The 23,250-nt window shown below is 71.1% G+C and carries 23 protein-coding genes; 14 read left to right on the forward strand and 9 right to left on the reverse strand.

Annotated features, from left to right (window positions below):
• Positions 1-324 (forward strand): HAD-IC family P-type ATPase (locus tag AB0J87_RS63630; RefSeq protein ID WP_363977561.1); only part of this gene is annotated, 324 nt, incomplete at its 5' end.
• 96 nt (positions 325-420) lie between these two features.
• On the opposite strand, the gene AB0J87_RS63635 is transcribed toward AB0J87_RS63630, so the two are convergent.
• Positions 421-1,008 (reverse strand): helix-turn-helix domain-containing protein, encoded by a 588-nt coding sequence (locus AB0J87_RS63635; protein WP_363985661.1) that lies wholly within the window; start codon positions 1,006-1,008, stop codon positions 421-423.
• Positions 1,009-1,119: 111 nt separating this feature from the next.
• Here AB0J87_RS63635 and AB0J87_RS63640 point away from each other — a divergent pair, with 111 nt between their 5' ends.
• Positions 1,120-2,202, forward strand: coding sequence for a saccharopine dehydrogenase NADP-binding domain-containing protein (locus AB0J87_RS63640; RefSeq protein WP_363985663.1), 1,083 nt, complete (start codon positions 1,120-1,122; stop codon positions 2,200-2,202).
• 40 nt (positions 2,203-2,242) lie between these two features.
• On the opposite strand, the gene AB0J87_RS63645 is transcribed toward AB0J87_RS63640, so the two are convergent.
• On the reverse strand, positions 2,243-2,857 hold the full coding sequence (locus tag AB0J87_RS63645) for a class I SAM-dependent methyltransferase (protein WP_363985665.1): 615 nt from the start codon (positions 2,855-2,857) through the stop codon (positions 2,243-2,245).
• 45 nt (positions 2,858-2,902) lie between these two features.
• Between AB0J87_RS63645 and AB0J87_RS63650 the strand changes: the two genes are divergently transcribed.
• A complete protein-coding gene (locus AB0J87_RS63650) occupies positions 2,903-3,328 on the forward strand; it encodes a MerR family transcriptional regulator (RefSeq protein WP_363985667.1) in 426 nt (141 codons plus the stop codon).
• Between the two features lie 46 nt (positions 3,329-3,374).
• On the opposite strand, the gene AB0J87_RS63655 is transcribed toward AB0J87_RS63650, so the two are convergent.
• Together AB0J87_RS63655 and AB0J87_RS63660 are read right to left on the reverse strand one after the other, a co-directional pair.
• Positions 3,375-5,741, reverse strand: a complete 2,367-nt coding sequence (locus tag AB0J87_RS63655) for a heavy metal translocating P-type ATPase (protein ID WP_363985669.1) — start codon at positions 5,739-5,741, stop codon at positions 3,375-3,377.
• 84 nt (positions 5,742-5,825) lie between these two features.
• Positions 5,826-6,218 carry a MerR family transcriptional regulator gene (locus AB0J87_RS63660; RefSeq protein WP_363985671.1) on the reverse strand — a complete coding sequence of 131 codons (393 nt, stop codon included), beginning with the start codon at positions 6,216-6,218 and terminating at the stop codon, positions 5,826-5,828.
• Between AB0J87_RS63660 and AB0J87_RS63665 the strand changes: the two genes are divergently transcribed.
• Positions 6,217-7,023, forward strand: a complete 807-nt coding sequence (locus AB0J87_RS63665) for a methyltransferase domain-containing protein (protein WP_363985673.1) — start codon at positions 6,217-6,219, stop codon at positions 7,021-7,023. The genes AB0J87_RS63660 and AB0J87_RS63665 overlap by 2 nt on opposite strands.
• On the opposite strand, the gene AB0J87_RS63670 is transcribed toward AB0J87_RS63665, so the two are convergent.
• Complete coding sequence (locus AB0J87_RS63670; protein WP_363985675.1) at positions 7,015-8,166, reverse strand: FAD/NAD(P)-binding oxidoreductase; 1,152 nt, start codon at positions 8,164-8,166, stop codon at positions 7,015-7,017. The genes AB0J87_RS63665 and AB0J87_RS63670 overlap by 9 nt on opposite strands.
• Before the next feature lie 152 nt (positions 8,167-8,318).
• Here AB0J87_RS63670 and AB0J87_RS63675 point away from each other — a divergent pair, with 152 nt between their 5' ends.
• The 5 genes from AB0J87_RS63675 (at position 8,319) to AB0J87_RS63695 (ending at position 12,111) form a co-directional block, all read left to right on the forward strand.
• Positions 8,319-8,528 (forward strand): heavy metal-associated domain-containing protein, encoded by a 210-nt coding sequence (locus AB0J87_RS63675; RefSeq protein ID WP_363985677.1) that lies wholly within the window; start codon positions 8,319-8,321, stop codon positions 8,526-8,528.
• A gap of 247 nt (positions 8,529-8,775) precedes the next feature.
• Positions 8,776-9,567, forward strand: coding sequence for a transporter substrate-binding domain-containing protein (locus AB0J87_RS63680; RefSeq protein ID WP_363985679.1), 792 nt, complete (start codon positions 8,776-8,778; stop codon positions 9,565-9,567).
• Positions 9,567-10,214 (forward strand): amino acid ABC transporter permease, encoded by a 648-nt coding sequence (locus AB0J87_RS63685; RefSeq protein WP_363985681.1) that lies wholly within the window; start codon positions 9,567-9,569, stop codon positions 10,212-10,214. Before AB0J87_RS63680 ends, AB0J87_RS63685 begins: the two co-directional genes overlap by 1 nt.
• The gene (locus tag AB0J87_RS63690; protein ID WP_355212839.1) at positions 10,211-10,948 is read left to right on the forward strand and encodes an amino acid ABC transporter ATP-binding protein; all 738 of its coding nucleotides are present in this window, start codon (positions 10,211-10,213) and stop codon (positions 10,946-10,948) included. The genes AB0J87_RS63685 and AB0J87_RS63690 overlap by 4 nt, the downstream gene beginning before the upstream one ends.
• Positions 10,945-12,111: an aminotransferase class V-fold PLP-dependent enzyme gene (locus AB0J87_RS63695; protein ID WP_363985683.1), complete on the forward strand. Its 1,167-nt coding sequence runs from the start codon at positions 10,945-10,947 to the stop codon at positions 12,109-12,111. The genes AB0J87_RS63690 and AB0J87_RS63695 overlap by 4 nt, the downstream gene beginning before the upstream one ends.
• 49 nt (positions 12,112-12,160) lie before the next feature.
• Here AB0J87_RS63695 and AB0J87_RS63700 read toward each other — a convergent pair whose 3' ends face one another.
• Positions 12,161-13,537, reverse strand: coding sequence for an MFS transporter (locus AB0J87_RS63700; RefSeq protein WP_363985685.1), 1,377 nt, complete (start codon positions 13,535-13,537; stop codon positions 12,161-12,163).
• Positions 13,538-13,705: 168 nt separating this feature from the next.
• A complete protein-coding gene (locus AB0J87_RS63705; RefSeq protein WP_363985687.1) occupies positions 13,706-14,617 on the reverse strand; it encodes a LysR family transcriptional regulator in 912 nt (303 codons plus the stop codon).
• A gap of 205 nt (positions 14,618-14,822) precedes the next feature.
• Here AB0J87_RS63705 and AB0J87_RS63710 point away from each other — a divergent pair, with 205 nt between their 5' ends.
• From AB0J87_RS63710 to AB0J87_RS63730, 5 genes are read left to right on the forward strand one after another with little or no spacing between them, the layout of a single operon-like run.
• On the forward strand, positions 14,823-17,243 hold the full coding sequence (locus AB0J87_RS63710) for a CoA transferase (protein WP_363985689.1): 2,421 nt from the start codon (positions 14,823-14,825) through the stop codon (positions 17,241-17,243).
• Positions 17,236-18,024, forward strand: a complete 789-nt coding sequence (locus AB0J87_RS63715) for a crotonase/enoyl-CoA hydratase family protein (RefSeq protein ID WP_363985691.1) — start codon at positions 17,236-17,238, stop codon at positions 18,022-18,024. The genes AB0J87_RS63710 and AB0J87_RS63715 overlap by 8 nt, the downstream gene beginning before the upstream one ends.
• Complete coding sequence (locus tag AB0J87_RS63720; protein ID WP_363985693.1) at positions 18,021-19,196, forward strand: thiolase family protein; 1,176 nt, start codon at positions 18,021-18,023, stop codon at positions 19,194-19,196. Before AB0J87_RS63715 ends, AB0J87_RS63720 begins: the two co-directional genes overlap by 4 nt.
• 10 nt (positions 19,197-19,206) lie before the next feature.
• A complete protein-coding gene (locus AB0J87_RS63725) occupies positions 19,207-19,587 on the forward strand; it encodes an OB-fold domain-containing protein (RefSeq protein ID WP_363985695.1) in 381 nt (126 codons plus the stop codon).
• Between the two features lie 51 nt (positions 19,588-19,638).
• Positions 19,639-20,550, forward strand: a complete 912-nt coding sequence (locus AB0J87_RS63730) for a LysR family transcriptional regulator (RefSeq protein ID WP_350742685.1) — start codon at positions 19,639-19,641, stop codon at positions 20,548-20,550.
• A gap of 42 nt (positions 20,551-20,592) precedes the next feature.
• Here the strand turns inward: AB0J87_RS63730 and AB0J87_RS63735 are convergent, their stop codons facing one another.
• Complete coding sequence (locus tag AB0J87_RS63735) at positions 20,593-22,182, reverse strand: NAD(P)/FAD-dependent oxidoreductase (protein WP_363985697.1); 1,590 nt, start codon at positions 22,180-22,182, stop codon at positions 20,593-20,595.
• Positions 22,179-23,093 (reverse strand): alpha/beta hydrolase, encoded by a 915-nt coding sequence (locus AB0J87_RS63740; protein WP_363985699.1) that lies wholly within the window; start codon positions 23,091-23,093, stop codon positions 22,179-22,181. The genes AB0J87_RS63735 and AB0J87_RS63740 overlap by 4 nt, the downstream gene beginning before the upstream one ends.
• Positions 23,094-23,250: the final 157 nt, after the last annotated feature.

Here is a 23,250-nt window from a genome sequence, read left to right on the forward strand (position 1 = left end):
GTGGGCGACGGGGTCAACGACGCCGCCGCGCTGGCTCAGGCCGATCTGGGGCTGGCGATGGGCACCGGCACGGACGCCGCGATCGAGGCCGCGGATCTGACGCTGGTGCGGGGCGATCTGCGGGTGGCGCCGGAGGCGATCCGGTTGTCCCGCAGCACGCTGAAGACGATCAAGGGGAACCTGTTCTGGGCCTTTGCCTACAACGTGGCCGCGTTGCCGCTGGCCGCGCTGGGGCTGCTCAACCCGATGATCGCGGGCGCGGCGATGGCGTTCTCCAGCGTGTTCGTGGTGAGCAACAGCCTGCGGCTGCGCCGCTTCAAATAGGAACCGTGTCCTGTGGCCCGAAGGCGATCACCGCCTTCGGGCCACAGGACGTGCCGCCAAAGATCTGGGCGCAGCCGACGGAGACCCGCGAAGCAGTCAACTGGGGGTCCTGTTCGTCGAGTCCGCGGTCACGGTGTCCCGGAGCGATGCGGCGGCGACCCGCAGGCAGGCGACGAAGTCCGTCTGGCCGTTCGCGTTGGCCCATTGGTCGAAGGCGCTCTGGAAGACGACCATGGCGATCTGGGCCACCAGGTGTGCCGTGCCGGTTTCGGTGCCGCGCTGTTCGAGTGCGGTGCGGATCGCGGCGGTGACGGCAGCGAATTTGGTGCGCTCGCGTTCCTGGAGTTCCGCGCTGGCGTCGATCACGGCGCGGCGCTCGGCGACGTTCTTGACCTGTTCGGCAAGCTGAGCGCCGACGTCGGCGAGGGCGGCGAGGACGGTGGCCAGCGGCGATGAGGTCTCGGCGGCGGCGAGGACGGCCTGCTGAATCGCGGTGGGCAGCCGCTCGGAGCCGGCGAAGAGGACTTCACGCTTGTCGGGGAAGTAGCGGAAGTACGAGCGCCGGGTGATGCCGGCGCGCTCGGCGATCTGCGACACGGTCACGTTGTCGTATCCGTGCTCCGCGTAGAGCTCCAGTGCGGCCTTGATCAGGCGCTCTTCGGTTCCGGGATCCCATCTCGCCATGGCCTGACAATAACAAATGATGTCTCAGTGTGTCGTCGGTGCTAGCATCAGTGATGACACAGTGAGACATCACCTGGATTTCAGCCCGGAGGGAGTCCCATGACTCACGGCATGCCCGACGCACGGACCGGTGAGGTATGGATCCTGGGAGCGACGGGCCGGATCGGCGCCGCCGTCGCCGCCCGCCTGGCCTCACGAAATGTGCCGATAGCGCTGGTCGGGCGCGACCGTGACCGCCTGGACAAGGCGCGAGCGAAACTCGGCCGGGGCGACCGGGTGAAGGTCGTCGTCGCCGGCACCGTGGAGAAGATCGCGGAACAGATCGCACAGCAGCGGCCGACCGTGGTGGTCAACACCATCGGCGAGTACGCCGAAACCGCCCTGCGGCTGGCCCGCGCCTGCATGCCGGGCGGGCACTACCTGGACCTGGCCGCCGACCCGACCGCCACCTCCCGGCTCCTCGACCTGCACGAAGAGGCGGCAGCGGCCGGCAGCACCCTGGTGACCGGCGCCGGATTCGGCGTTCTCGCGACGGAAGCCGTCGTCGTCGCCCTGTGCGCCGGCCGCCCCGCCCCCAGCCACGTGCGGGTGGACGCCTTGGCCTCGGTGGCCATCGAGGCCGGCGTCGTGGGTGCCGCCTTCGCCGCCTCCATCATCGACGTGCTGACCACCGGCGGACTCCGCTACGAAGACGGCCGCCTGATCAGGACCAGGCTCGGCGCAGACGCGCAACACCTCACCCTCCCCGACGGGCAGAAGGTGAAATCGGCGGGAGCCCCCTCGGGCGAGCTCATCGCCGCGCAGCGGGCCAGCGGAGCGCCGAACGTCACCGCCACCTCCGTCCTGGTCCCCACCGGCGCGGCCGTACGAGCGATCCTTCCGCTCGCCGGGAAGCTGCTGTCCATCCCAGCGCTGCGCCGCTTCGCCGTCCGCCAGGTGGCCGGCCTCCGGCTCAAGGCGGCCTCCCGTCCCCGGCGGCACTCCTGGGGACACGCCGTCATCATCTGGCCGGACGGCACCAGCCGCGAAGGATGGCTACGCGCCGATGACGGCATGGACTACACCGCCGGCGCCGCCGCCGAAATCGCCGCACGCCTCGCCCGTGGCGAAGGCAAGCCCGGCGCCTACACGCCTGCGGCCGCCCTCGGCCCCGACCTCGCGGCCGCGGCCGGAGGCACCTTCATCCTCCCCTGAGGACCCCCTCGCCCGTCATCAACGGAACCCGGCCAGGGGCCTACGTCCGCCTGTGCTCCGGCAACGCCGAGTCTGGGCAGCGCCTTTCGAGAACGGTCAGGTTCGTGAGCTCATGGCGCTGCGCCGGCTCGCCCAGGGCGTGAGCGATACGCCCCAGCTTCTCCTCGGTGAGAGCATTCTTCCTGGCGATCGCTGAGCGGCCGGTGGCGCTGTGCCAGGCGATGAGCAGCCTGCCACGTGGCCGGGTCACCCGACGCAACTCGTGGATGCCTGCCTCCAGGTCCGGCCACATCGCCACGTTGTTCACCGAGACGACGACGTCGAAGCTGTCGTCGGGACAGCCCGTGTCCGCCGCGGTGCCGAGCCGCAGCTCGACGTCGCGTCCGCGGTTGTGCCGGGCCGCCTGGCGCAGCATCTCGGGCGACGGGTCGATGCCGCAGATTCGCTCGGCCTCGATGTGCCGCAGCAGGCCACCCGGCCCGCATCCGGCCTCCAGCACGCTGCCCTGCTTCCCGATGAGCGTCACGAGTTCGCCCGGATCGTTGAGCCACAGCATGAGCCGCCCCGCCAAACGCCCGAGGACTCCCTGCGGAAGGGCGAACGGAGAGCGGATCGGCTCGTCGTACGCCCAGGACTGGATCTCCTTGGTGGCCATGCCCCCAGGTTCGCGGTTCAAGGCGGGTTGAAGTCAAATGGACGCATGGAGCTCATATCCATCGGTGAGGCCGCCCGTCGCCTCCGCCTCAACACCTCGGCTCTGCGGTACTACGAGGAACGAGGCCTGGTACGGCCGGCGGCTCGCCATGCCGGAAGGCGGATGTACGGCCGGACCGAGCTGCGCCGCCTCGCACTGGTCGCCCTGATGCAACGGCTCGGAGTCCGGCTCGACACCGCCGCCGCCGTCATGGACGGGTCCGGCGAGCAATGGCGATCAGCGGTGCGGGGCCAGATCGACGAGCTGGACGCCCTGATCGAGCGAGCCCAGGGCGCCCGCCGGTTCCTCTCAGCGGCGCTGACCTGTCCCGCTGACCATCCCACGAGCGAGTGCCCGCACCTGCTCGGCGTCCTGGACCGGCTGTCCACCGGCGGAACCGTCGAAGAACTCGCGGAAGAGCACTCAGACTAGGTGGCGGCCGGCGCATGGTCGCCACGAGACGGCCGTCGGCCGGTGCTCAGTCTCCGGCAGCGACGGGGCGCGGCAGGCGGAGCCCCTTGAGGGCGAGTGCGTTGACCGCGACGATGACGCTCGACCCGGACATGGACAGGGCGGCGATCTCCGGTCGCAGCACCAGGCCGAAGGCGGGTTCGAAGACGCCGGCCGCGATCGGCAGCGCGATCGTGTTGTAGCCGATCGCCCAGCCCAGGTTCTGGCGCATCTTGCGGAGCGTGCCGCGGCCGATGACCAGCGCCGTCGGCACGTCGAGCGGGTCGGAGCGCATGAGCACCACGTCGGCGGTCTCGACGGCGACGTCGGTGCCCGCGCCGATCGCGATGCCGAGGTCGGCCTGGGCGAGCGCGGGGGCGTCGTTGACGCCGTCGCCGACCATCGCGACCTTGCGCCCGTCGCGCTGCAGCTCGACGATCTTGGCGGCCTTGTCGCCCGGCAACACTTCGGCGATCACGGTGTCGATGCCGAGCTGGTCGGCGATCCGCCGGGCGGTGGCCTCGTTGTCGCCGGTCAGCATGACGACCTCGACGCCGGCCTCGTGCAGCGCCGCCACCGCGGCCGCGGAGCTGTCGCGGGGCGCGTCGGCGATGCCGATCAGCCCGGCCGCGCGGCCGTCCACCGCGACGACGACCGCGGTACGCCCGCCCGCGGCCAGCTCCTCGCGCCGGGAGGCCAGCGGGCCCAGCTCGACGCCTTCGACCTGCATCAGCTTCGTGTTGCCCACCAGGACCCGGCGTCCGTCCACCTGAGCCGTGGCGCCATGACCCGGGACGTTCTCGAACCCGGTGACCCGCAGGACCCCGGGAGCATGCGCGTCGGCGTGGCGGACCACGGCCTCGGCCAGCGGGTGCTCGGACTCGCGCTCGACGGCGGCGGCCAGCCGCAGCAGTTCGGCCTCCTCCATCCCGTCGGCGATCACATCGGTGACCTCCGGTTCGCCCCTGGTCAGGGTGCCGGTCTTGTCCATGACCACGGTCTGGATGCGGGCCGAGGTCTCCAGTGCCATGGCGTTCTTGAACAGCACGCCGCGCTTGGCGCCGAGGCCGGCGCCCACCATGATCGCGGTGGGGGTGGCCAGGCCCAGCGCGTCGGGGCAGGTGATCACGACGACGGTGATGGCGAACAGCATCGCCGTGCCGGCCGCCGCACCCGCCAGCAGCCACACCACCAGCGTCAGCCCGCCGCCGATGAGCGCGACGAGGACGAGCCAGAACGCCGCCCGGTCGGCCAGGCGCTGCCCGGGAGCCTTGGAGTTCTGGGCCTGCTGGACGAGCTTGACGATCTGGGCGAGGGCGGTGTCGGCGCCGACCTTGGTGGCCCGTACGCGCAGGGTGCCGTTCTTGTTGATGGTCGCGCCGACCACCGCAGAGCCGGGGGCCTTGTGCACCGGCAGGCTCTCGCCGGTGACCATCGACTCGTCGACCTCGCTCTCGCCCTCCATGACCTCGCCGTCGACGGCGATCTTCGTGCCGGGACGGATGAGCAGGACGTCCCCGGCCACGACCTCGGCGGTGGGGATCTCCACCTGCTCGCCGTCGCGGATCACCACGGCCTTGGGCGGGGCCAGGTCGAGCAGCGCGCGGATCGCGTCGTTGGCGCCGCCCCTGGCGCGCATCTCGAACCAGTGTCCCAGCAGGACGAACGCCGCCAGCACGGTCACCGCCTCGTAGAACACCTCCCCGCCGCCGGTCAGCGTGATGTACAGCGAGTACAGCCAGCCCGCCCCGATCGCCACGGCGACCAGCACCATCATGTCCAGCGTGCGGGCCCGCAGCGCCCGTACGGCGCCGTCGAAGAAGATCCACGAGGAGTAGAAGATCACCGGCAGGCTGAGCAGCAGCGCCCACACGTCCTCGCGCAGCCCGAACGGCACCGGCACGTCCAGCCCCAGCACCTCGCGCCCGATCGGCGACCAGATCAGGATCGGGACGGACAGCACGGCCGCCACGAGGAACCGGTTGCGCATGTCGGACACCATGGCCTTCATCGACATGGCGCCATGGCCCCCGTGCCCCATCGCCTCGTGCGGCGACGGACCTGCGTGCTCCCCATGCTCGGCGGGGGCCTCACGGACGGCTTCGGCGACGCCCGGCGGGTCGGGTTCTGCCAGGGGATCGCAGACATGCGACGGTACGGACTGCCCCGCGCAGTGATAGCCGCACTCCTGTACCCAGCGGCGCAGCTCGGCCAAGGACGTGGCCCTCGGGTCGAACACCACGACCGCGGTCTGCCCGACCGGGTTCACCTCGACCTCGATCACTCCGGGGCGGCGGCTCAGGACGGCACGCACCACGTTCTGCTCCGAGGCCCACTGCAACCCGCTCACGTCGAGAACCGCCGTGCTGCGATCCTTGATGTCCCCGGTCGTCATGGTTCTCCTCCACATCCGCCCGGTAGCGCTCGATCTACCATTAGCCATAGTAGACGTCGGCCACTCGGGCGCCAGGTGCCGGCCTCAAGGCGTGACGGCCGCGGGGACCCGCTCCTCGACCGCGGACCGGAAATAGGGGCAACCGGCCAAGTCCTCGTGATCGCAGTCCAACGCGCAGTCGATGAGCTCGAGCGACGCCTGCGCCTCGGCGATGCGCCGGGCCAGCTCCTCCCGGCGGCGCAGCAGGACAGCGCGCCGTGCTGCCGCGTCCGAGGTGGCCGTCATCTCGTGGATCTCTTCCAGGCTGAACCCGGCTTCCTTGCCACGCAGGATCACGGCCACCCGGTAGAGGTCGTCAGGCCCGTAGCGGCGGCGAGCTCCTTCGATACGGGCCGGCGCGATCAGGCCCATCGCCTCCCAGTGCCTCAGGACATGCGTCGCCAGGCCGAACCGCTCCGCGATTTCCCCGATGCTCATGGTCGCACTTGACTTCATGTCGACATTAAGTCGCATGCTGGCCCACATGTCCAAAGACAACAACTCGATGGAATCACTCATCAAGCTGCTCGACGTCGCTGACGCGTTGCCCGGGGCCGTCGCATTGCGCACGCGCTCGTACGATCTGCTCACCCTCCCCGACGGCGCGGCCGTGGTGGATGTCGGCTGCGGCGCGGGCCGCGCGGTCGAGGAACTCGCGGAGCGCGGGATGAGCTCGATCGGCGTGGACGTCAGCGAGGAGATGATCGCGGCGGCCCGCCATCGCCGGCCGCATGCGGACTTCCGGATCGGCGACGCTTTCGACCTGCCGCTCGACGACGGGCAGGTCGCCGGGTACCGAGCCGACAAGGTCTTTCACGAGCTCGCCGACGCGGCCAAGGCGCTGGAGGAGGCGAAGCGGGTGCTGGCTCCGGGCGGGCGTATCGTGCTCGTCGGGCAGGACTGGGACGCCTTCATCATCGACTCCGATGACCCGGTGCTCACCCGGGCCATCGTGCACGCGCGTGCCGACCTGGTCCCGAATCCCCGTGCGGCTCGCCGCTACCGCAACCTGCTGCTCGACGCGGGCTTCCAGGACGTCCAGGTGGAGGCGCACCTGGGCGTCTTCACCGATACGGCCATGCTGCCCATGCTCACCGGCATCGCGGAGGGAGCACGCGCCGCCGGAGCCGTCACCCGCGAACAGGAAGCGGCGTGGGTGAGTGACCAGAGGACGCGCGCCCAGGTGGGACGCATGTTCCTGGCGCTGCCCTTCTTCGTGGCGTCAGCTTCGCGATCACGGTGATGGAGGCATCTCGCGTGCCGTGATCGCCCGCTTCAGCTTGATCAGGTCCTTGGGAGAGTTGACGGCGACGGCGCCGACCGGCACGCCGTCCCGCGTGAAGGCCACGGCGAAGCGGTCTTCTTCGGGGGAGCCGGTGGCGATGCTCGCCGAGTCGGCGAGGTGCGGCAGTCCGGCGGTCTGGATGCGGGCGCCATGCACATGGGTGGCGAAGTTCGGCACGTCCACGAAGGGTTGAGCGTTCTCCGCCCCGGCCAGCAGGTTGCGGGCGGCGGCCGCGCCTTGCTCGTTGGCGTTGGACCAGTGCTCGATGCGTACCGTCTCCCCGCCGAAGTGGGTGTGCGGCCAGCGTGCGACATCCCCCGCGGCCACGATGTCTGTCGAGCCGGTCGCGAACAGCGTCGGCTCGCACAGCACGCCGTCGTCCACGGCCAGGCCGCTGCCGTCCAGCCATTCGGTGTTCGGCAGCACGCCCATGCCGCCGACGACCAGGTCCGCGGCGACGGTGCGGCCGTCGCTGAGCCGGACTCGGCCACCGTCCACGGCGGTGACCCGGACGTTCGTGATGAGCTCGACGCCGTTGCGCTCGTGGTGCGCGGCCAGCCAGCGCGCTGCCTCCTCGCCCAGCCCGGCGTGCATGGGGTACGGCGCGGAGTCGATCAGGGTGACCTTCCGGCCGAGCTGCCGTGCCGTCGAGGCCACCTCGCCGCCGATGAACCCGCCACCGATGACCAGCACGTGCTCGTGTCCCGAGTCGAGCTTCGCGCGCAGCGCCAGCGCGTCGTCGATGGTGCGCAGGGTGTGCACCCCGTCGAGCCGCCGCGGGCGCGCGCCGCTGGCGATGACCAGCCCGTCGTGGCCGACCTCGGTGCCGTCGTCGAGGGTGACCGTCCGGTTCCGGGTGTCGAGGTGTACGGCCTTGCGCCCGCGCAGCCACTGGTCGTCGAGCTCTTCCGCCCCCGGGAGTGTGATGTCGTCGTCGCCGTGCAGCACGCTCTTCGACAGGGGCGGGCGGTTGTACGGCACATGCGTCTCGGCGCCGACCAGCGTGACCTCGCCCGCGAAGCCCTCCCGGCGCAGTGTCTGCACGGCCCGCAGCCCTGCCAGCGAAGCACCGACAACGGTGATCTTGTTAAGCCTGCTCATGCGACGACCATACCTATGGGGGGTATATGGGTTGCAACGTGACATAGATCTCATATACCCCTGGCCCGTATAGCTTGTCTCGAAGATGATCGCGGCGTACGGTCTCCTGTGAAATATACCTGGTAGGGGTATGAAGGGAAGGGGATGCCGCAATGAGCACGAACACGTACAAGGTGTCGGGAATGACCTGTGGCGGTTGTGCCGGCAAGGTGAAGACCGAGATCGGCAAGATTGCCGGGGTCTCCTCGGTGGATGTCGAGCTGGCGACCGGGCAGGTCACCGTCGCCTCGGACGGTCCGCTCGACGACGCGGAGATCAGGAACGCCGTCGAAGAGATCGGTTACGAAGTGGTCGCCGGCTGAACGCCGAGGTGCTGCCGGGTGGGCGAGTCGCGCAGGCCGCCCGGCGGCGCCAGGCGGATCGATGAGCATGGACGCCGCTCGGGGGCGCGGTCGGGGGTGAACGCCGCCTTTCTGCGGGGGAACGGCACAAAAGGCACACTTCGGTTTGTCCGAAAGTTACCCCTCGGGGGTACTTGACGAAGTGTCCCGGCCGGAGAGACCGTTGGCAGAACGCAAGTACCCCCTAGAGGTATGAAGGGATCGCACCATGATCCGCTCCTCACTCCTCGTCGTGTTAGTCATCGCAGTCGCCGGATGCGGATCCGGCCAGGCCAAGGGCGATCTCCTCCAGCGTGTCAAAGCCGCGGGGGTGATCCGGGTGGCACAGACCCAGGCCAACCCGCCGTGGAACTTCCTGGAGAACGGCAAGCCCGCGGGCTATGACGTGGACGTGGCCAACGAGCTGGCAAAGCGGCTCGGGGTCGCCAAGGTCGAGTTCGTCCCGTCGAACTTCCAGAGTTTCATCGCCGGGGTTCAGGCCGGCAGGTTCGACGCGGTGATCTCGGGCCAGACCATCACCGACGAGCGCAAGGAGCAGGTCGACTTCTCCCGTCCGTACGAGGTGAACGGCATCTCGATCTTCGTGGCGGCTGGTTCGGGCATCAGCGGGGTGGCCGACCTCAAAGGCAAGAAGGTCGCGGTGACCGCGGGCACGACCCAGGCCGCGTTCGCCAAGAAGTCGATCCCGGACGCCGACATCAAGACCTACGACAACGCGACCCTGGGCCTGACCGAGGTCGGCAGGGGCCGCGCCGACGCCGCCCTCGTCTCCCGCTTCCAGGGCGCCTTCCTGGCGCAGAAGAACAGCCTGGCGGTCAAGCCGGCGGGCCCGCTGCTGGAGTCGGAGGTCAACGGCATCTCCTTCGCCAAGGGCTCGACGGCCTTCAAGCAGGCAGTGGACCAGGCCCTGGGCGACATGATCTCCGACGGGACGCTGAGCGCGATCTCCAAGAAGTGGCTCGGCGGCCTCGACATGGCCGAGCAGCTCAAGGGGGTCTGATGGATCTCCTGATCGACTTCCTGCCCGACCTGCTCACCGGTCTCGGTGTCACCATCGTGCTGGGCGTGATCTCGTTCGTCCTCGGCAGCGTGCTGGGCGCCTTGGTGACGCTCGCCCGCATCTCCTCCAGTCGCGTGCTGCGGGCGCTGGCCGCCGCTTACGTGTCGGTGTTCCGTGGGACGCCGCTGCTCATCCAGATCATGATCGTCTATTTCGGGCTGCCGCAGCTCGGGCTGGAGATCCCGCCCATCCCGTCCGCGATCATCGCCTTCACCCTGTTCAGCGCCGCCTACCTGAGCGAGAACTTCCGCGCCGGGATCCTGGGCGTGGACAAGGGGCAGTGGGAGGCGGCCGCCTCGATGGCCATGCCGTACTGGAGGACCCTGCGCCGGATCATCTTCCCGCAGGCGATCAGGATCGCGACCCCGGCCGTGGGGAGCAGGTTCGTCGCGCTGATGAAGGACACCTCGCTCGCCTCGGCGGTCACCGTCGTCGAGCTGACCCGGGTGGCCGAGGGCATCGGCACCTCGACCTTCCGCTACATGGAGGCGCTGCTGCTGGTAGGCCTCCTGTACTGGATGGTCAACACCCTGCTGCAGATCGGCCAGCAGACGCTGGAGAAGCGGATGAGGAGGGCCTACGCGTGATCACTGTTCGTGGGCTTCACAAACGATTCGGCGACCTGGAAGTCCTCAAAGGTGTCGATCTGGACGTCCAGCATGGTGAAGTGGTGGTGGTCATGGGGCCGTCCGGCTCGGGCAAGACCACGCTGATCCGCTGCCTGAACCTGCTGGAGGAGCCGGAGCGGGGCACGATCGGCGTGTGCGGCGCCGAAGTGACCTGCGGCGCGCGCCTGCCGGCCAGAAAGGTGCGCGAACTGCGCCGCCGTACCGCCATGGTCTTCCAGCAGTTCAATCTGTTCCCGCACCTGACTGCCCTGCAGAACGTCATGGAGGGCCCGGTCTCCGTACGGCGGGTTCCCCGCGCCCAGGCGGCGGCCCGAGGGCGGGAGCTGCTGGCCCGGGTGGGGCTGGAGGACAAGTGCGACTGCTACCCGGCGAAGCTGTCGGGCGGGCAGAAGCAGCGGGTTGCGATCGCCCGGGCGCTGGCCATGGAGCCCGAGGTGATCCTGTTCGACGAGCCCACCTCGGCGCTCGACCCCGAGCTGCACGCGGAGGTGCTCCAGGTGATGCGCGAGCTCGCGCGGGAAGGGATGACGATGGTGGTGGTGACGCACGAGACCGCGTTCGCGCGGGAGGTGGCCGACCGGGTCGTCTTCATGGACGGCGGCACGGTGATCGAGCAGGGGCCGCCGTCGAGCTTCTTCACCACGCCCGACCATCCCCGGGTCCGGGCCTTCCTGCGGCTGGTGGCCTCATGATCGACGTCGCCGCGGCACGGGCACTGACGCCCGGTGTCGGACATGTCGCGCATTTCAACAACGCGGGCTCCGCGCTGCCGTCGAGCGGCGTGCTGTCCACCGTCATCGACCACCTGCGGCTGGAAGCGGAAACAGGCGGATACGAGGCGGCGGCGCAGGCCGCCGACCGGCTCGCCGCCGTTTACACCTCCGCGGCCCGCCTGCTGAACTGCGCGCCGGACGAGATCGCGCTCGTCGACAGCGCGACCCGCGGGTGGGACCTGGCCTTCTACGCGGTGCCGTGGCGGGCCGGCGACCGTGTTCTGACCAGCAAGGCCGAGTACGCCAGCAACTTCATCGCCTACCTCCAGATCGCCGAGCGCTTCGGGGTCCAGGTGGAGGTGGTGCCCAACGACGGGCTCGGCCAGATCTCCGTCGACGCGCTGCGCCGGATGGCCGACGAACGCGTCCGGCTCATCTCGATCACACACGTCCCGACCAACGGCGGCCTGGTCAACCCGGCGGCCGAGGTGGGCAAGGTGGCGGCGGAGGTCGGCGCGCTGTTCCTGCTGGACGCCTGCCAGTCGGTCGGCCAGCTGCCGATCGACGTCGAGGTGATCGGCTGCGACCTGCTGTCCACGACCGGCCGCAAGTATCTGCGTGCTCCGCGCGGTACGGGGCTGCTCTACGTGCGGCGTACCGCGCTCGACCGGCTCGACCCGCCCTTCCTCGACCTGCACGGCGCCCGCTGGACGGAGCCGTCGCGCTACGAGGTGCAGCCGGGCGCGCGCCGCTTCGAGAACTGGGAGTACGGCGTGGCCGCCCGGCTCGGGCTGGGCGCGGCCATCGACGAGGCGCTCGCCTGGGGGCCCGGGAACATCCGGGACCGGGTCTACGCTCTGGCGGATCACCTGCGGGGGCGGCTGACGGAGCTGCCCGGCTGCCAGGTGCACGACCAGGGGGCCGAACGGTGCGGCATCGTCACCTTCACCCTCGACGGCGAACCCGCTGAGGAGATCAAGGAACGGCTGGCCGGCCGATCGATCAATGTCAGCGTCTCACGGGCTCCGTCGACGCTCCTGGACATGACCGATCGGGGCCTGTCGTCGGTGGTGCGGGCCTCCGTTCACTACTACAACACCGAGGAGGAGGTGGATCGGCTCCTCGAGGAGCTGTCGGATTGACCTGACCGGCCGGCTCCGCCCGGGCGCCGTCGGCGCTCCCGGGCGGACGTCAGGCGGCGATCTCCGTCAGCGAACGGTCCCGGGTGCGGACGCCGAGACGGATGATGCCGGCCGCGATCACGAGCAGGCCCACCATCACGAACGACGCCGGCCGGGCCCCGAAGGCGGTCAGGACGGGCAGCACCACGAGGGGCGCGATCGCGCCGCCCAGGTGTCCGACCCCGTCCGCGATGGCGGATGCCGTGCCCCGCGCCCGGGTGGGGAACACCTCCGCCGTGTAGGTGTAGGCGGGGGTGGCCATGAAGGCGATGCCGAACGAGCTGAACAGCGCCCCGACGGTGGCGACCGTCTCGCCCAGGTCGAGGGTGATGAGCAGCAGCGAGGCCGCGAACACCAGCGTGCCGATGATGACCATGGTGCGGCGTTCCATCCGCTCCACCAGCAGCACGGCGGCCAGGCCCGACACCAGCGGCATGGCGCGGGTGAGCACGCTGACCAGGACCGCGTCGGAGGTCGAGATGCCGATGCCCTCGAGGATGAGCGGCAGGTAGCTGGCGTAGCCGTACATGGCGACGTAGAAGGCGAACCAGAAGCCGAGCACGATGAGCATCCGGCTCTGGTACGGAGGCCGGAACAGGGCCCGGACCGGCAGCCTGTCGTCAGCGGCGGCGGCGGTCTCGGCGGCGTCGGGGACGGAGACGGTGCCGCCCGGGGGCAGGCCGACGCGGGATTCCATCCGGCGGACGATGCGGTCGGCCTCGGCGGACCGGCCCATCGCGACCAGCCAGCGCGGCGACTCCACCAGCGCCTTGTCGTTGATCAGCGGCAGCACCAGGAGCACCAGGCCGCCGAAGGCGAGCAGGTACCGCCACCCGCCGGAGGAGGCGGCCAGCACCGGCAGCGACGCGAACCCGATCACCAGGAGCAGCACGGTCCCCACCATGTAGAGGCGTGAGAGGTAGCCGCCGCGCTGGTGCTTGGGCGCCAGCTCGCCGATGTAGGCCGAGCAGAGCGCGAGCACCGCGCCCATGCCGCACCCGGTCAGGAACCGGAAGAACGTCAGCGACCACACGTCCCACGAGAACGCCGTGAGGAATCCGCCGAGGCCGAGCGCGGCGATGGTCAGCGCGAGGCCCTTCTGCCGGCCGTGCCGGTCGGCGACGTGCCCGAACGCGTACGCGCCGACGCAGTAGCCGACGAGGTTCCACGTGACCGGGTACCCCAGCTCGGCTCCCGCCAGCCCGAGCTCGTCCCGCATGGAGGGCAGCGTGATGGTGAGGACGGAGATGTCGTAGTTGGCGAAGAAGAAGCAGAGCATGAGCGCGAACCATGCGGCGCGGCTGAGCCCGACCTTCGCCATGGCGTCGATGCGGGCATCGATGTTGCCGGCCGACACGGACACGGGCGAGGGGGGTGTCTGAGACATCGTGGCCTCCTAGGGGGTAGCGCAAAGGCACCGCTGCGGCAGGGGCGGCGAACGCCTCACAAAGGCCTCACGTAGCGGTGTGCGTGGAACCGTAAGCAGGCCGCACCGCCGGTGACCATTGCGCTTTCGCGCACGTGCACGTACGCGAATCCGCAACGTGCCCCGCCGTCAGAGGGTGAGGCGGCGCCCGGCCCACTCCTGGCGTGCCACCTGGACGAGCTCCCGGACGGCGTCGTCCTGCCGCGCCCGGGACCGGTTCCAGGCCACGCCGAGCAGGAAGTCCAGGTCGTCGCGGAGGGGGACGACCGCGAAGGCCGGGTCGTCGTAGACCCGGGCGCTGCCGCCGTTGCGCGGGTCGATCGTCAGCGTGATCCCGCCGTCGCGGCGGATGCGGCTGGCCAGCATGACCGCGTCGTTGTCCGGCATCCGGTGGAACGAGGTGATGCCGGCGTTCTTCAGCCGCTCGTGGAACAGGTTGACCGCCACCGGCTGAGGCGTGGGCGGGCCGATGGTCAGGGTGCGGTGCGCGAGGTCCTTCAAGGTCAGCTCGGAGGCGGTGGCCAGCGGGTCGTCGGCCCGCATCGCCACGGAGAACAGGTAGCGGGCCACCACCAGGCTGTCGAGCCGGGGCCGGTCCAGCGGCAGGTGGACGAGGGCCGCGTCGAGCTCACCGCGCTCCAGGGCCGGCAGCAGCTCGGCGGACGGCCCTATCGTCGCTTCGACCGTGTGGGAGGGGAGCGCCTGCCCGGCCAGGGCCAGGAAGCGATCCATCACCGCCGGCGGGCACAGGTGGGTGCCGCCCACGCGCGCCACCTGTCTCCTGGCAGCCTCCTTGATCACGTCCTTCAGGCCGTCCAGCTGCTGCAGGATGTCGCGTACCCGGCCCGCCAGGAGCGCGCCGTCGGCGGTGAGCTCGACCTGGTGGTAGCGGCGGACGAACAGGTCGACGCCCAGCTCCCGTTCGAGCTCCTTGACGGAGCGGCTGACCGGCGAGGGCGTCAGGTGAAGCCGCTCCGCGGCGCGACCGAAATGGAGCTCCTCGGCGACCGCGAGGAAGCACCGAAGCTGCTGTACGTCCATGACCTGGAGTTTCGTGATGGTCGATGCCGCACGTCAACCGCGCACGTTGCCGATTGGGACGCGTGCCACGTTGCCGATTCGGACGTTTTCAGCCCGGAACCGTCGTGGCAGTCTCACCTCAGGAACCTGTCCCCGACGATCCGCGGGACAGGTCATGTCCGGCGTACTCCGCACCCGCCCGCCACACACAGTGGGGTGATTCACCATGCCCGCAACCGGGGATCTTCCCCTCGCCGGTCTCCGTGTCATCGACCTGGCCGACGGCAAGGCCGAGATGTGCGGCCGGTTCCTGGCCGACCTCGGAGCCGACGTCATCCGCGTCGAGCCTCCGGGAGGCGCGCCGACCCGCCGGCGGGAGCCGCTCCACGACGGCGTGAGCCTCTACTTCGCCACGCACAACGCCGGCAAACGCGGCATCACCCTGGACCTGCACGACCCCGCCGGCCGCGACCGGCTGCTCGGCCTGGCCGCCGGGGCCGACTTCCTCATCGAGACCGAACGGCCCGGCACCCTCGACGGGCTCGGCCTCGGCGCGGACGCGCTGCTCGCGCGCAACCCCGCGCTCGTCGTCATCTCGATCACCGACTTCGGGCAGAGCGGCCCGTACCGGGACTGGGCCGGCACCGACTGGACGCACCTGGCGCTCGGCGGCGTGCTGTCGCGTTCCGGCATCCCCGGCCGCGAGCCGGTCGTGCCGCCGGGCCCGCTGGCGTACGAGTCGGCCGCCGTCCAGGCCGCGTGGGCGGGCCTGCTGGCGTACACGAACAGGCTCGAGACCGGACGCGGCGACCACGTCGACTGCTCGGTGTACGAGATGACCGCGCAGGTCCTGGACCCGGGCTTCGGCATCGGCGGCTCCGCCACCGGCGGCGTGCCGGCCACGGCGCTGCCGCGCGGCCGCCCCGACGCGGGGAGCCTCTACCCGATCTTCCCGTGCGCGGATGGATATGTACGGATCTGCGTGCTGGCCAAGCGGCAGTGGCGGGGGATGTTCGGCTGGCTGGGGGAGCCCGAGGAGTTCGCCGATCCCAAGTACGACACCCTCGCGGGCCGCTACGGCGCGACCGAGCGGCTGCACGCGTTGATCGCCGACCTGTTCAAGGACAGGACCAGGGACGAGCTCGTCGCCCAGGGCCAGGAGCGCGGCGTGCCGATCGCGTCGCTGCTCGCCCCCGGAGAGGTGCTCGCCGGCCCGCACTTCCGCGCACGAGGAGGACTGGTCGACGCCGAGATCGCGCCAGGCCTGACCGGCCGGCTGCCGTCCGGGTACGTCGAGCTGGACGGCATACGGGCCGGATTCCGCGGCCGGGCCCCCGAAGCCGGGGAGCACGACGACGAGGTCTTCGCCGAGACGCCGCCGGCCACTCCTCCGGCCGTCCCGGCCGATGGCGCGCCCCGGCGGCGGCCACTCGACGGGCTCCGCGTGCTGGACCTGGGCGTCATCGTGGTCGGCGCGGAGCTCGGCCGGCTGCTCGCCGACCAGGGCGCCGAAGTCATCAAGATCGAGAGCCGGGCCTACCCCGACGGCAGCCGGCAGTCGCTGACCGGCGAGGCCATCAGCGCCGGCTTCGCCTGGGGTCACCGCAACAAGCTCAGCGCCGGGATCAACCTCCGCTCGCCCGAAGGGCTGGAGCTCTTCAAACGGCTCGCCGCCGACTCCGACGTGATCCTGTCCAACTTCAAGCCCGGCACGCTGGAGTCGCTGGGGCTCGGCTACGACGTCATCAGCGAGCTCAACCCCCGGATCGTCATGGCCGACAGCAGCGCCCTGGGCCCGACCGGGCCGTGGAGCCGCCGCATGGGGTACGGCCCCCTCGTACGCGCCTCCACCGGCCTGACCGGGCTCTGGCGTGACACCGGCGTGGAGGCGGGGTTCTGCGACGGCATCACCATTTATCCGGACCATCTCGCCGCACGGGTCGGCGCCGTCGCCGTGCTGGCCGTGCTGATCCGGCGGCGGCGTACCGGGAAGGGCGGCACGGTCAGCGTCTCCCAGGCCGAGACCATCCTCACCCAGCTGTCCACGAGCCTGCTGCGCGAGTCCCTGGAGCCCGGCTCCTTCACCGCCCACGGCAACAGCGGCGAATGGGACGCGCCCCAGGGCCTCTACCCGTGCGCGGGCGACGACGAGTGGTGCGTGGTGAGCGTCGACGGCGATGAGCAGTGGCGGAGCCTGTGCGGCGTCATCGGCCGCGCCGACCTGCTCGCCGACGCGCGGCTCGCCACCGCCGCGGGCCGCCGCGCGCATCGCGGGCTCGTCGACGCCGCCGTGACCGCGTGGACGTCGGACACCCCGCCCCGCGAGGTCATGGAACGGCTGCAGGCGGCGGGCGTGCCGGCCGGGGCGATGCAGCGGGTGATCGAGTACCTCGACGATCCCCAGCTCGCCGCCCGCGGCTTCCTGCGCGAGATGCGCCACCCGCACATCGGGCACGCCATGCGGACCGAGAACGGCCCGGCGACCTTCGGCGGGGTGGCCGACCCCGAGCTGCGCCCGGCGCCGCTGGCGGGGGAGCACACCCGGACGGTGGCCGCGAAGCTGCTCGGCCTGGCCGAACCGGAGATCCAGGCGCTCATCGAGGCGGGCGTACTGGAAGAACCAGCTGAAGGAGTTGACCATGGGTGAGCCCGCCGCGCTCGTCGAGCGCCGCGACCACACGATGTTGATCACATTCAACCGGCCCGAGGCGCGCAACGCGGTGAACGGGGCCCTGACCCGCGCCGTCGGCGAGGCCCTGGACGAGGCCGACGCCGACACCGGGATCCGGGCCGTGGTGCTGACCGGGGCCGGGGACAAGGCGTTCTGCGCCGGCGCCGACCTCAAGGAGGTGGCCCGAGGGGAGTTCTCCACCGAAGGGTTCAAACCGCACTGGGGCTTCGCCGGGTGCGTGACGCATCCGATCGCCAAGCCCGTCATCGCCGCCGTCAACGGGTTCGCGCTCGGCGGCGGCACCGAGATCGCCCTGTGGGCCGACCTGGTGGTGGCCGCGGAGGGCGCCCGGTTCGGTCTTCCCGAGGTCAAGCGCGGCATCATCGCCGGCGCGGGCGGCGCGTTCCGGCTGGCCGCGCAGCTGCCGGCCAAGGTGGCCATGGAGATCCTGCTGACCGGCGAGCCCGTGACCGCCGCCGAGGCCCTGCGGCTCGGCCTGGTCAACCGGGTCGTGCCGCAGGAGCAGGTGGTGCCCGCCGCGCTCGCGCTGGCCGAGATGATCAGCGCAAACGCGCCGCTCGCCGTACAGGCCAGCAAGCGGATCGCGCGGGGCATCGCGGACGGCACGGTCGCCTCGGAACAGGCCGCCTGGGAGCGGACCGCCGCCGAGGGTGCCGCGATCATGCGCTCCGCGGACGCGCAGGAGGGGCCGCGCGCCTTCGCCGAGAAGCGCGCCCCCGTCTGGGAGGGCCGATGACCATGACGATCAACAGGGCGCCCGTGATCGCCGGTCTCGGCATCACCGAGATGGGCAAGGTCTACGGCAGGACCGCCCCCGAGTTCGCCGCCGAGGCCGTCCGGCTCGCCGCCGCCGACGCCGGGATCGACCTGCACGAGGTGGACGGGCTGCTGACCAACACCGGCATCACCGGCGACGTCGGCCTGGGCCTCCAGCGCGACCTCGGGCTGCGCCACCTGCGCCTGCTGTCGGAGGTGCAGGCGTACGGCTCGTCCGCCGGAGCCATGGTCCAGTACGCCGCCATGGCCGTGATGTCCGGCATGGCCGACATCGTGGCCTGCGTCTTCGCCGACGCCCCGCTGAAGGACAAGTCGGCAGGCGGCGGCGCCGCCTACGCCGCCGCGGGCCGGCGGCCGACCGGCTGGCAGGGCCTGACCGCCGCCTCGGGCATCTACAGCGCCAACACCATGTACGCGCTGGCCGCCCGCAGGCACATGCGGACGTACGGCACCACGAGCGAGCAGCTCGGCCACATCGCCGTCGCCCAGCGCGCCTGGGCGGCCGGGAACCCCCTGGCCCAGCTGCGTGACCCGATCACCGTCGAGGACCACCAGAGCTCCAGGTGGATCGCCGAGCCGTTCCACCTGCTCGACTGCTGCCTGGTCAGCAACGGCGGCGTCGCGGTCCTGGTCACCTCCGCCGACCGGGCCGCCGGCCTCGCGCAGCCCGCCGTCCACCTCCGCGGCTGGGGCCAGGCGCACCCGGGGTACGTCATGGGCAGGGACAGCGAGTTCGGCCTGGTCAGCGGCGCGGCCCTGTCGGGTCCCACGGCGCTGAAGATGGCCGGGATCACGATCGCCGACATCGACGTGGCCGAGCTGTACGACTGCTACACCTACACCGCGCTCATCTCCCTGGAGGACTACGGCTTCTGCGCCAAGGGCGAGGGCGGGCCCTTCGTGGCGAGCGGCGTGCTGGGACCGGAGGGGAGCCTGGCCGTGAACACCGGCGGCGGCCAGCTCTCCTCCTACTACATGTGGGGCATGACCCCGCTGTCCGAAGCCGTCATCCAGGCCCGCGGCCACGGCGGCGACCGCCAGGCGCCGCGAAACGACATGGTGCTGGTCAGCGGCAACGGCGGCATCCTCGACCATCACTCCACCCTGATCCTCAGCCCGCACGCCCGATAGGAGCACGCCGATGCCTGTGGGAATCGTCCACCGCGACGCGGCCACCGCCGCGTTCTTCGACGGCACCGCCCGTGGCGAACTGCTGATCCGGCGCTGCGGCGCCTGCGGCGCCCACTCCGCGCCGCAGGCGCGTACGTGCCCGCAGTGCGCCTCACCCGAGCCGTCCTGGACGGCCGCGGCCGGAACGGGCGTGGTGGTGAGCTGGTCCGTGGTGCACGCCAAGGGCGGGCCGCCGTTCGTGGTCGGGATCGTCGAGCTGGACGAGGAGCCGTGGATCCAGGGCCGGATCGTCGAGGTCGCGCCTGAGGACGTGTACGGCGGCATGCACGTACGCGTCGCCTTCCAGCGGCCCGAAGGGGGAGAGGCGGTCCCCGTGTTCCACCCGGCGTGAGCCGGCACGGGGGCTCGTCGGGGGCCCGCGCAGGGCCGATACCCTGGCCGGGTGGACATCCAGCAGCTCCGCTACTTCATGGTCGTGGCAGAAGAGCTCCACTTCGGCCGCGCCGCCGAGCGGCTGCACGTGACGTCCTCCCCGCTCAGCCGGCGCATCCGCGAGCTGGAGAAGGAGCTCGGCCACGACCTGTTCGACCGGCGCTACCACCAGGTCGAGCTGACCTCCTTCGGGCGGACGTTCCTCGATCCCGCCCGCGACGTCCTGGCCCGCTTCGACGCGCTGGCCGAGCTGGCCGCCGGGGCCGCCCCACCGCCGGCGGTCGTGCGCGTGGGGGCCACGCCGCTCGCCCCCACCCAGGTCCTGGACCTGGTCCTGGAGACGTTCGCTGAGGTCAGCCCGGGGACCGAGCTCCCGGTGACCCTGGAGCCGTCCGCGGGGCTGCTCGGACTGCTGGCGGCGCGCAAGCTGGACATCGCCGTCGTCCACCTGCCCGTGGACGCCGGCGGCCTCGGCAGCCTCGCGCTCGCGGAGTACCGCTTCGCCGTCGCCATGCGCGCCGACGACCCTCTCGCCGGCCGTCCCAGGCTCACCCTCGCCGATCTCACCGACCGGCAGATGCTGCTCACCTCGCACAAGGTGCACCCGCTGGTGATGAACGGGCTCCGCGACCACCTGCGCGCGGGCGGCGTCACCCAGATCCGTGAGCTGCCGCACAACGACGCGGTCCAGGTCGCCGCGCACGTCACTCATTCCAGAGCCCTGTCGCTGACCACGCTCAGCACCATCTCGGGCCGCATCTTCGGCGAGGCGGGCCTCGTCCTCGTCCCGCTGCACGATCCGGATCTCCACTTCCGGCTCGGCGTCGTCTGGCCCGCGAACGCGGAAGCGCGCGGCGGCCCGATCGCGAAAGTCCTCGACGCGCTGCGCGCGCGTCACGGCGACCCCCTAGTCATCCTCTGAGGACGTTCGCGAGGCGACCGAGGTGACAGGGCTCCTCGGCGGTCAGCCGGAGAGCACGAACCCCGGATAGCCGTCCGCCGTGACCTGGTCGCATTTCTGCCGGTACGCGCCGACGCCGCCGACGTACGGCATGAACACCCGGGGCTTGCCCGGGATGTTGGCGCCCAGATACCAGGAGTTGGCCCGCATGTAGAGCGTGCGGGCGGCGACCTCGTTCACGTGGTCGACCCAGGCGTCCTCGGCCGGCGGGTCGGCGTCGATGGTGGCGATGCCGCCGGCCCGCAGCCGCTCCACGCAGTCGGCGATCCAGTCGACGTGCTGCTCGATGGAGACCATCATGTTGCTGAGCACGGACGGGCTGCCGGGCCCGGTGATGGTGAACATGTTGGGGAAGCCCGCCGTCATCAGCCCCAGGTACGTACGCGGCCCGGCCTCCCACTTGCGCCGCAGCGACAGGCCGCCCCTGCCGGTGATGTCGATGCCGAGCAGCGGACCGGTCATGGCGTCGTAGCCGGTGGCGTACACGATCATGTCGGCGGCGTACTCGGCGTCGGCGGTGCGCACGCCGGTCGGGGTGATCTCCTCGATCGGCGCGGCACGCACGTCGACCAGGGTCACGTCGGGGCGGTTGTAGGTGGCGTAGTAGCCGGTGTCGACGCAGATCCGCTTGGTGCCGATGGGATGGTCCTTGGGCGCCAGCAGCTCGGCCACCCGCGGATCCGTGACGATCTCGCGGATCTTCTCACGGACGAACTCGGCGCTGATCTCGTTGGCCGCCGGATCGATCGCGGTGTCGCCGTAGGCGCCGAGGAAGCCCACGCCGCCCCTGGCCCAGCGGGTCTCGAACTCCCGCAGCCGATCCTCCTCCGTCGCCTCCAGCGCCGACGCGGTGTTGGAGGTGCCCATGACGCCGGAGGCGGAGGTGCGCATGCCGGCGCGGAGCTCGGCGTAGTTGGCCTTCACCCACTGCGCGTACTCCGGCTCCATGGGCCGGTTCCAGGCCGGCAGGCTGTAGTTGGCGGTGCGCTGGAACACCGTCACGTGCTCCGCCGGCTCGGCGATCACCGGGATGGCCTGGATGCCGGAGGAGCCGGTGCCGATGACGGCGACCCGCTGCCCGGTGAAGTCCACGCCCTCGTGCGGCCACCGCCCGGTGTGGTGGCTGGGCCCCCGGAAGGAGCCGGCACCGGGGAAGTCGGGTATCCGGGCCGCAGACAGGCAGCCCACGGCGGTGATGAGGTACGTCGCCGACACGTGGTCGCCGCGGTCGGTCTCCACGCGCCACAGGTTCGCGCTCTCGTCGTAGCCGGCGCGGGTCACCCGGGTCTCGAACTGGATGTCCCGGCGCAGGTCGAAGCGGTCGGCGACGTGATTGGCGTAGAGCAGGATCTCCGGCTGGGACGGATAGCGCTCGCTCCACTCCCACTCCTGCTGGAGCTCCTCGTCGAAGGAGTAGGAGTACTGCATGCTCTCGACGTCGCAGCGGGCACCCGGGTAGCGGTTCCAGTACCAGGTGCCGCCGACGCCGTCGCCGGTCTCGAAGACGCGGACGGTCAGGCCCAGGCCGCGCAGCTTGTGCAGCATGTACATGCCGGCGAAGCCCGCGCCCACGACGACGGCGTCGTACCTCATCGCAGGCTCCCGTCGATCGCCTCGACGACCATGGTGATCGCCGCCGCGCTGCCCGGCAGCACGTTCACCATCGTGAAGAAGACATGCATCTGGCCCTCGAACCGCTTGAACAGCACCGGGACGCCGGCCTCGCGCAGCCGCCGCGCGTACGCCTCGCCCTCGTCCCGCAGCACGTCGTGCTCGGCGGTCAGCACGACGGCCGGCGGCAGGCCCGACAGGTCCCGGGCCCGCAGCGGGGAGGCGTCCGGGTTCGCCCGCGTGGCCGGGTCGGGCGCGTAGTGGTCCCAGAACCAGATCATGCTGTCGCGGCTCAGCATGAGCTGGTTGGCCGGGTCGGTGTAGGAGGCGGTGTCCAGGTCGTGGTCGGTCACCGGGTAGACGAGGACCTGCAGCGCGATGGCGGGGCCGCCCTCGTCGCGGCTGCGCTGGGCCACGACGGCCGACAGGTTGCCGCCCGCGCTGTCCCCGGCCACGATGATCGGCAGGTCCGGCTCCTTTGCGGCGGCCCAGCACAGCGCGTCGTAGGCGTCGCGGGCCGCCACGGGATACCGGTGCTCGGGGGCGAGCCGGTAGTCGACCAGGACGACGGCGCAGCCCGTCCGGTGCGCCAGCGTCCGTCCCAAGGTGTCGAACTCGTCGAGCGCGCCGATGACCCAGCCGCCACCGTGGTAGTACACGATCACCGCTCTCGGGTCCTCCACCGGGACCAGCACGCGTGCGCCGAACGATCCGCCGTCCGCCGCCTGGATCACCACTTCCTCCACGCGGGCCATCTCCGGGCCCTTGCCGTACAGGTCGCCGAGCGCGCCGCCCATGGCGCGCGCCTCCTCGGGTGTCATCTCGTGCAGCGGCTTGCCGCCTGCTTCGCTCATCTGCTTGAGGAACTGGGCCGTCGCGTCGTCAAGGGACATGGAAGGTCACCTCACCGGGGCCATGGAGTGATCGGCATCACTTCGACTCAAGCACCGCAACGCCACCAGGTCCACACGCGGCCAGGCTGATCGGTGGCCGGCCGGCCACCGATCAGCCAGGCCGCCAGCCGAACGATGCCGCCGGGAACAAGGGCGC

Origin of the sequence: Nonomuraea sp. NPDC049625 (genome assembly GCF_040675285.1) — a bacterium.
Taxonomy (GTDB): Bacteria; Actinomycetota; Actinomycetes; order Streptosporangiales; family Streptosporangiaceae; genus Nonomuraea; species Nonomuraea angiospora_A.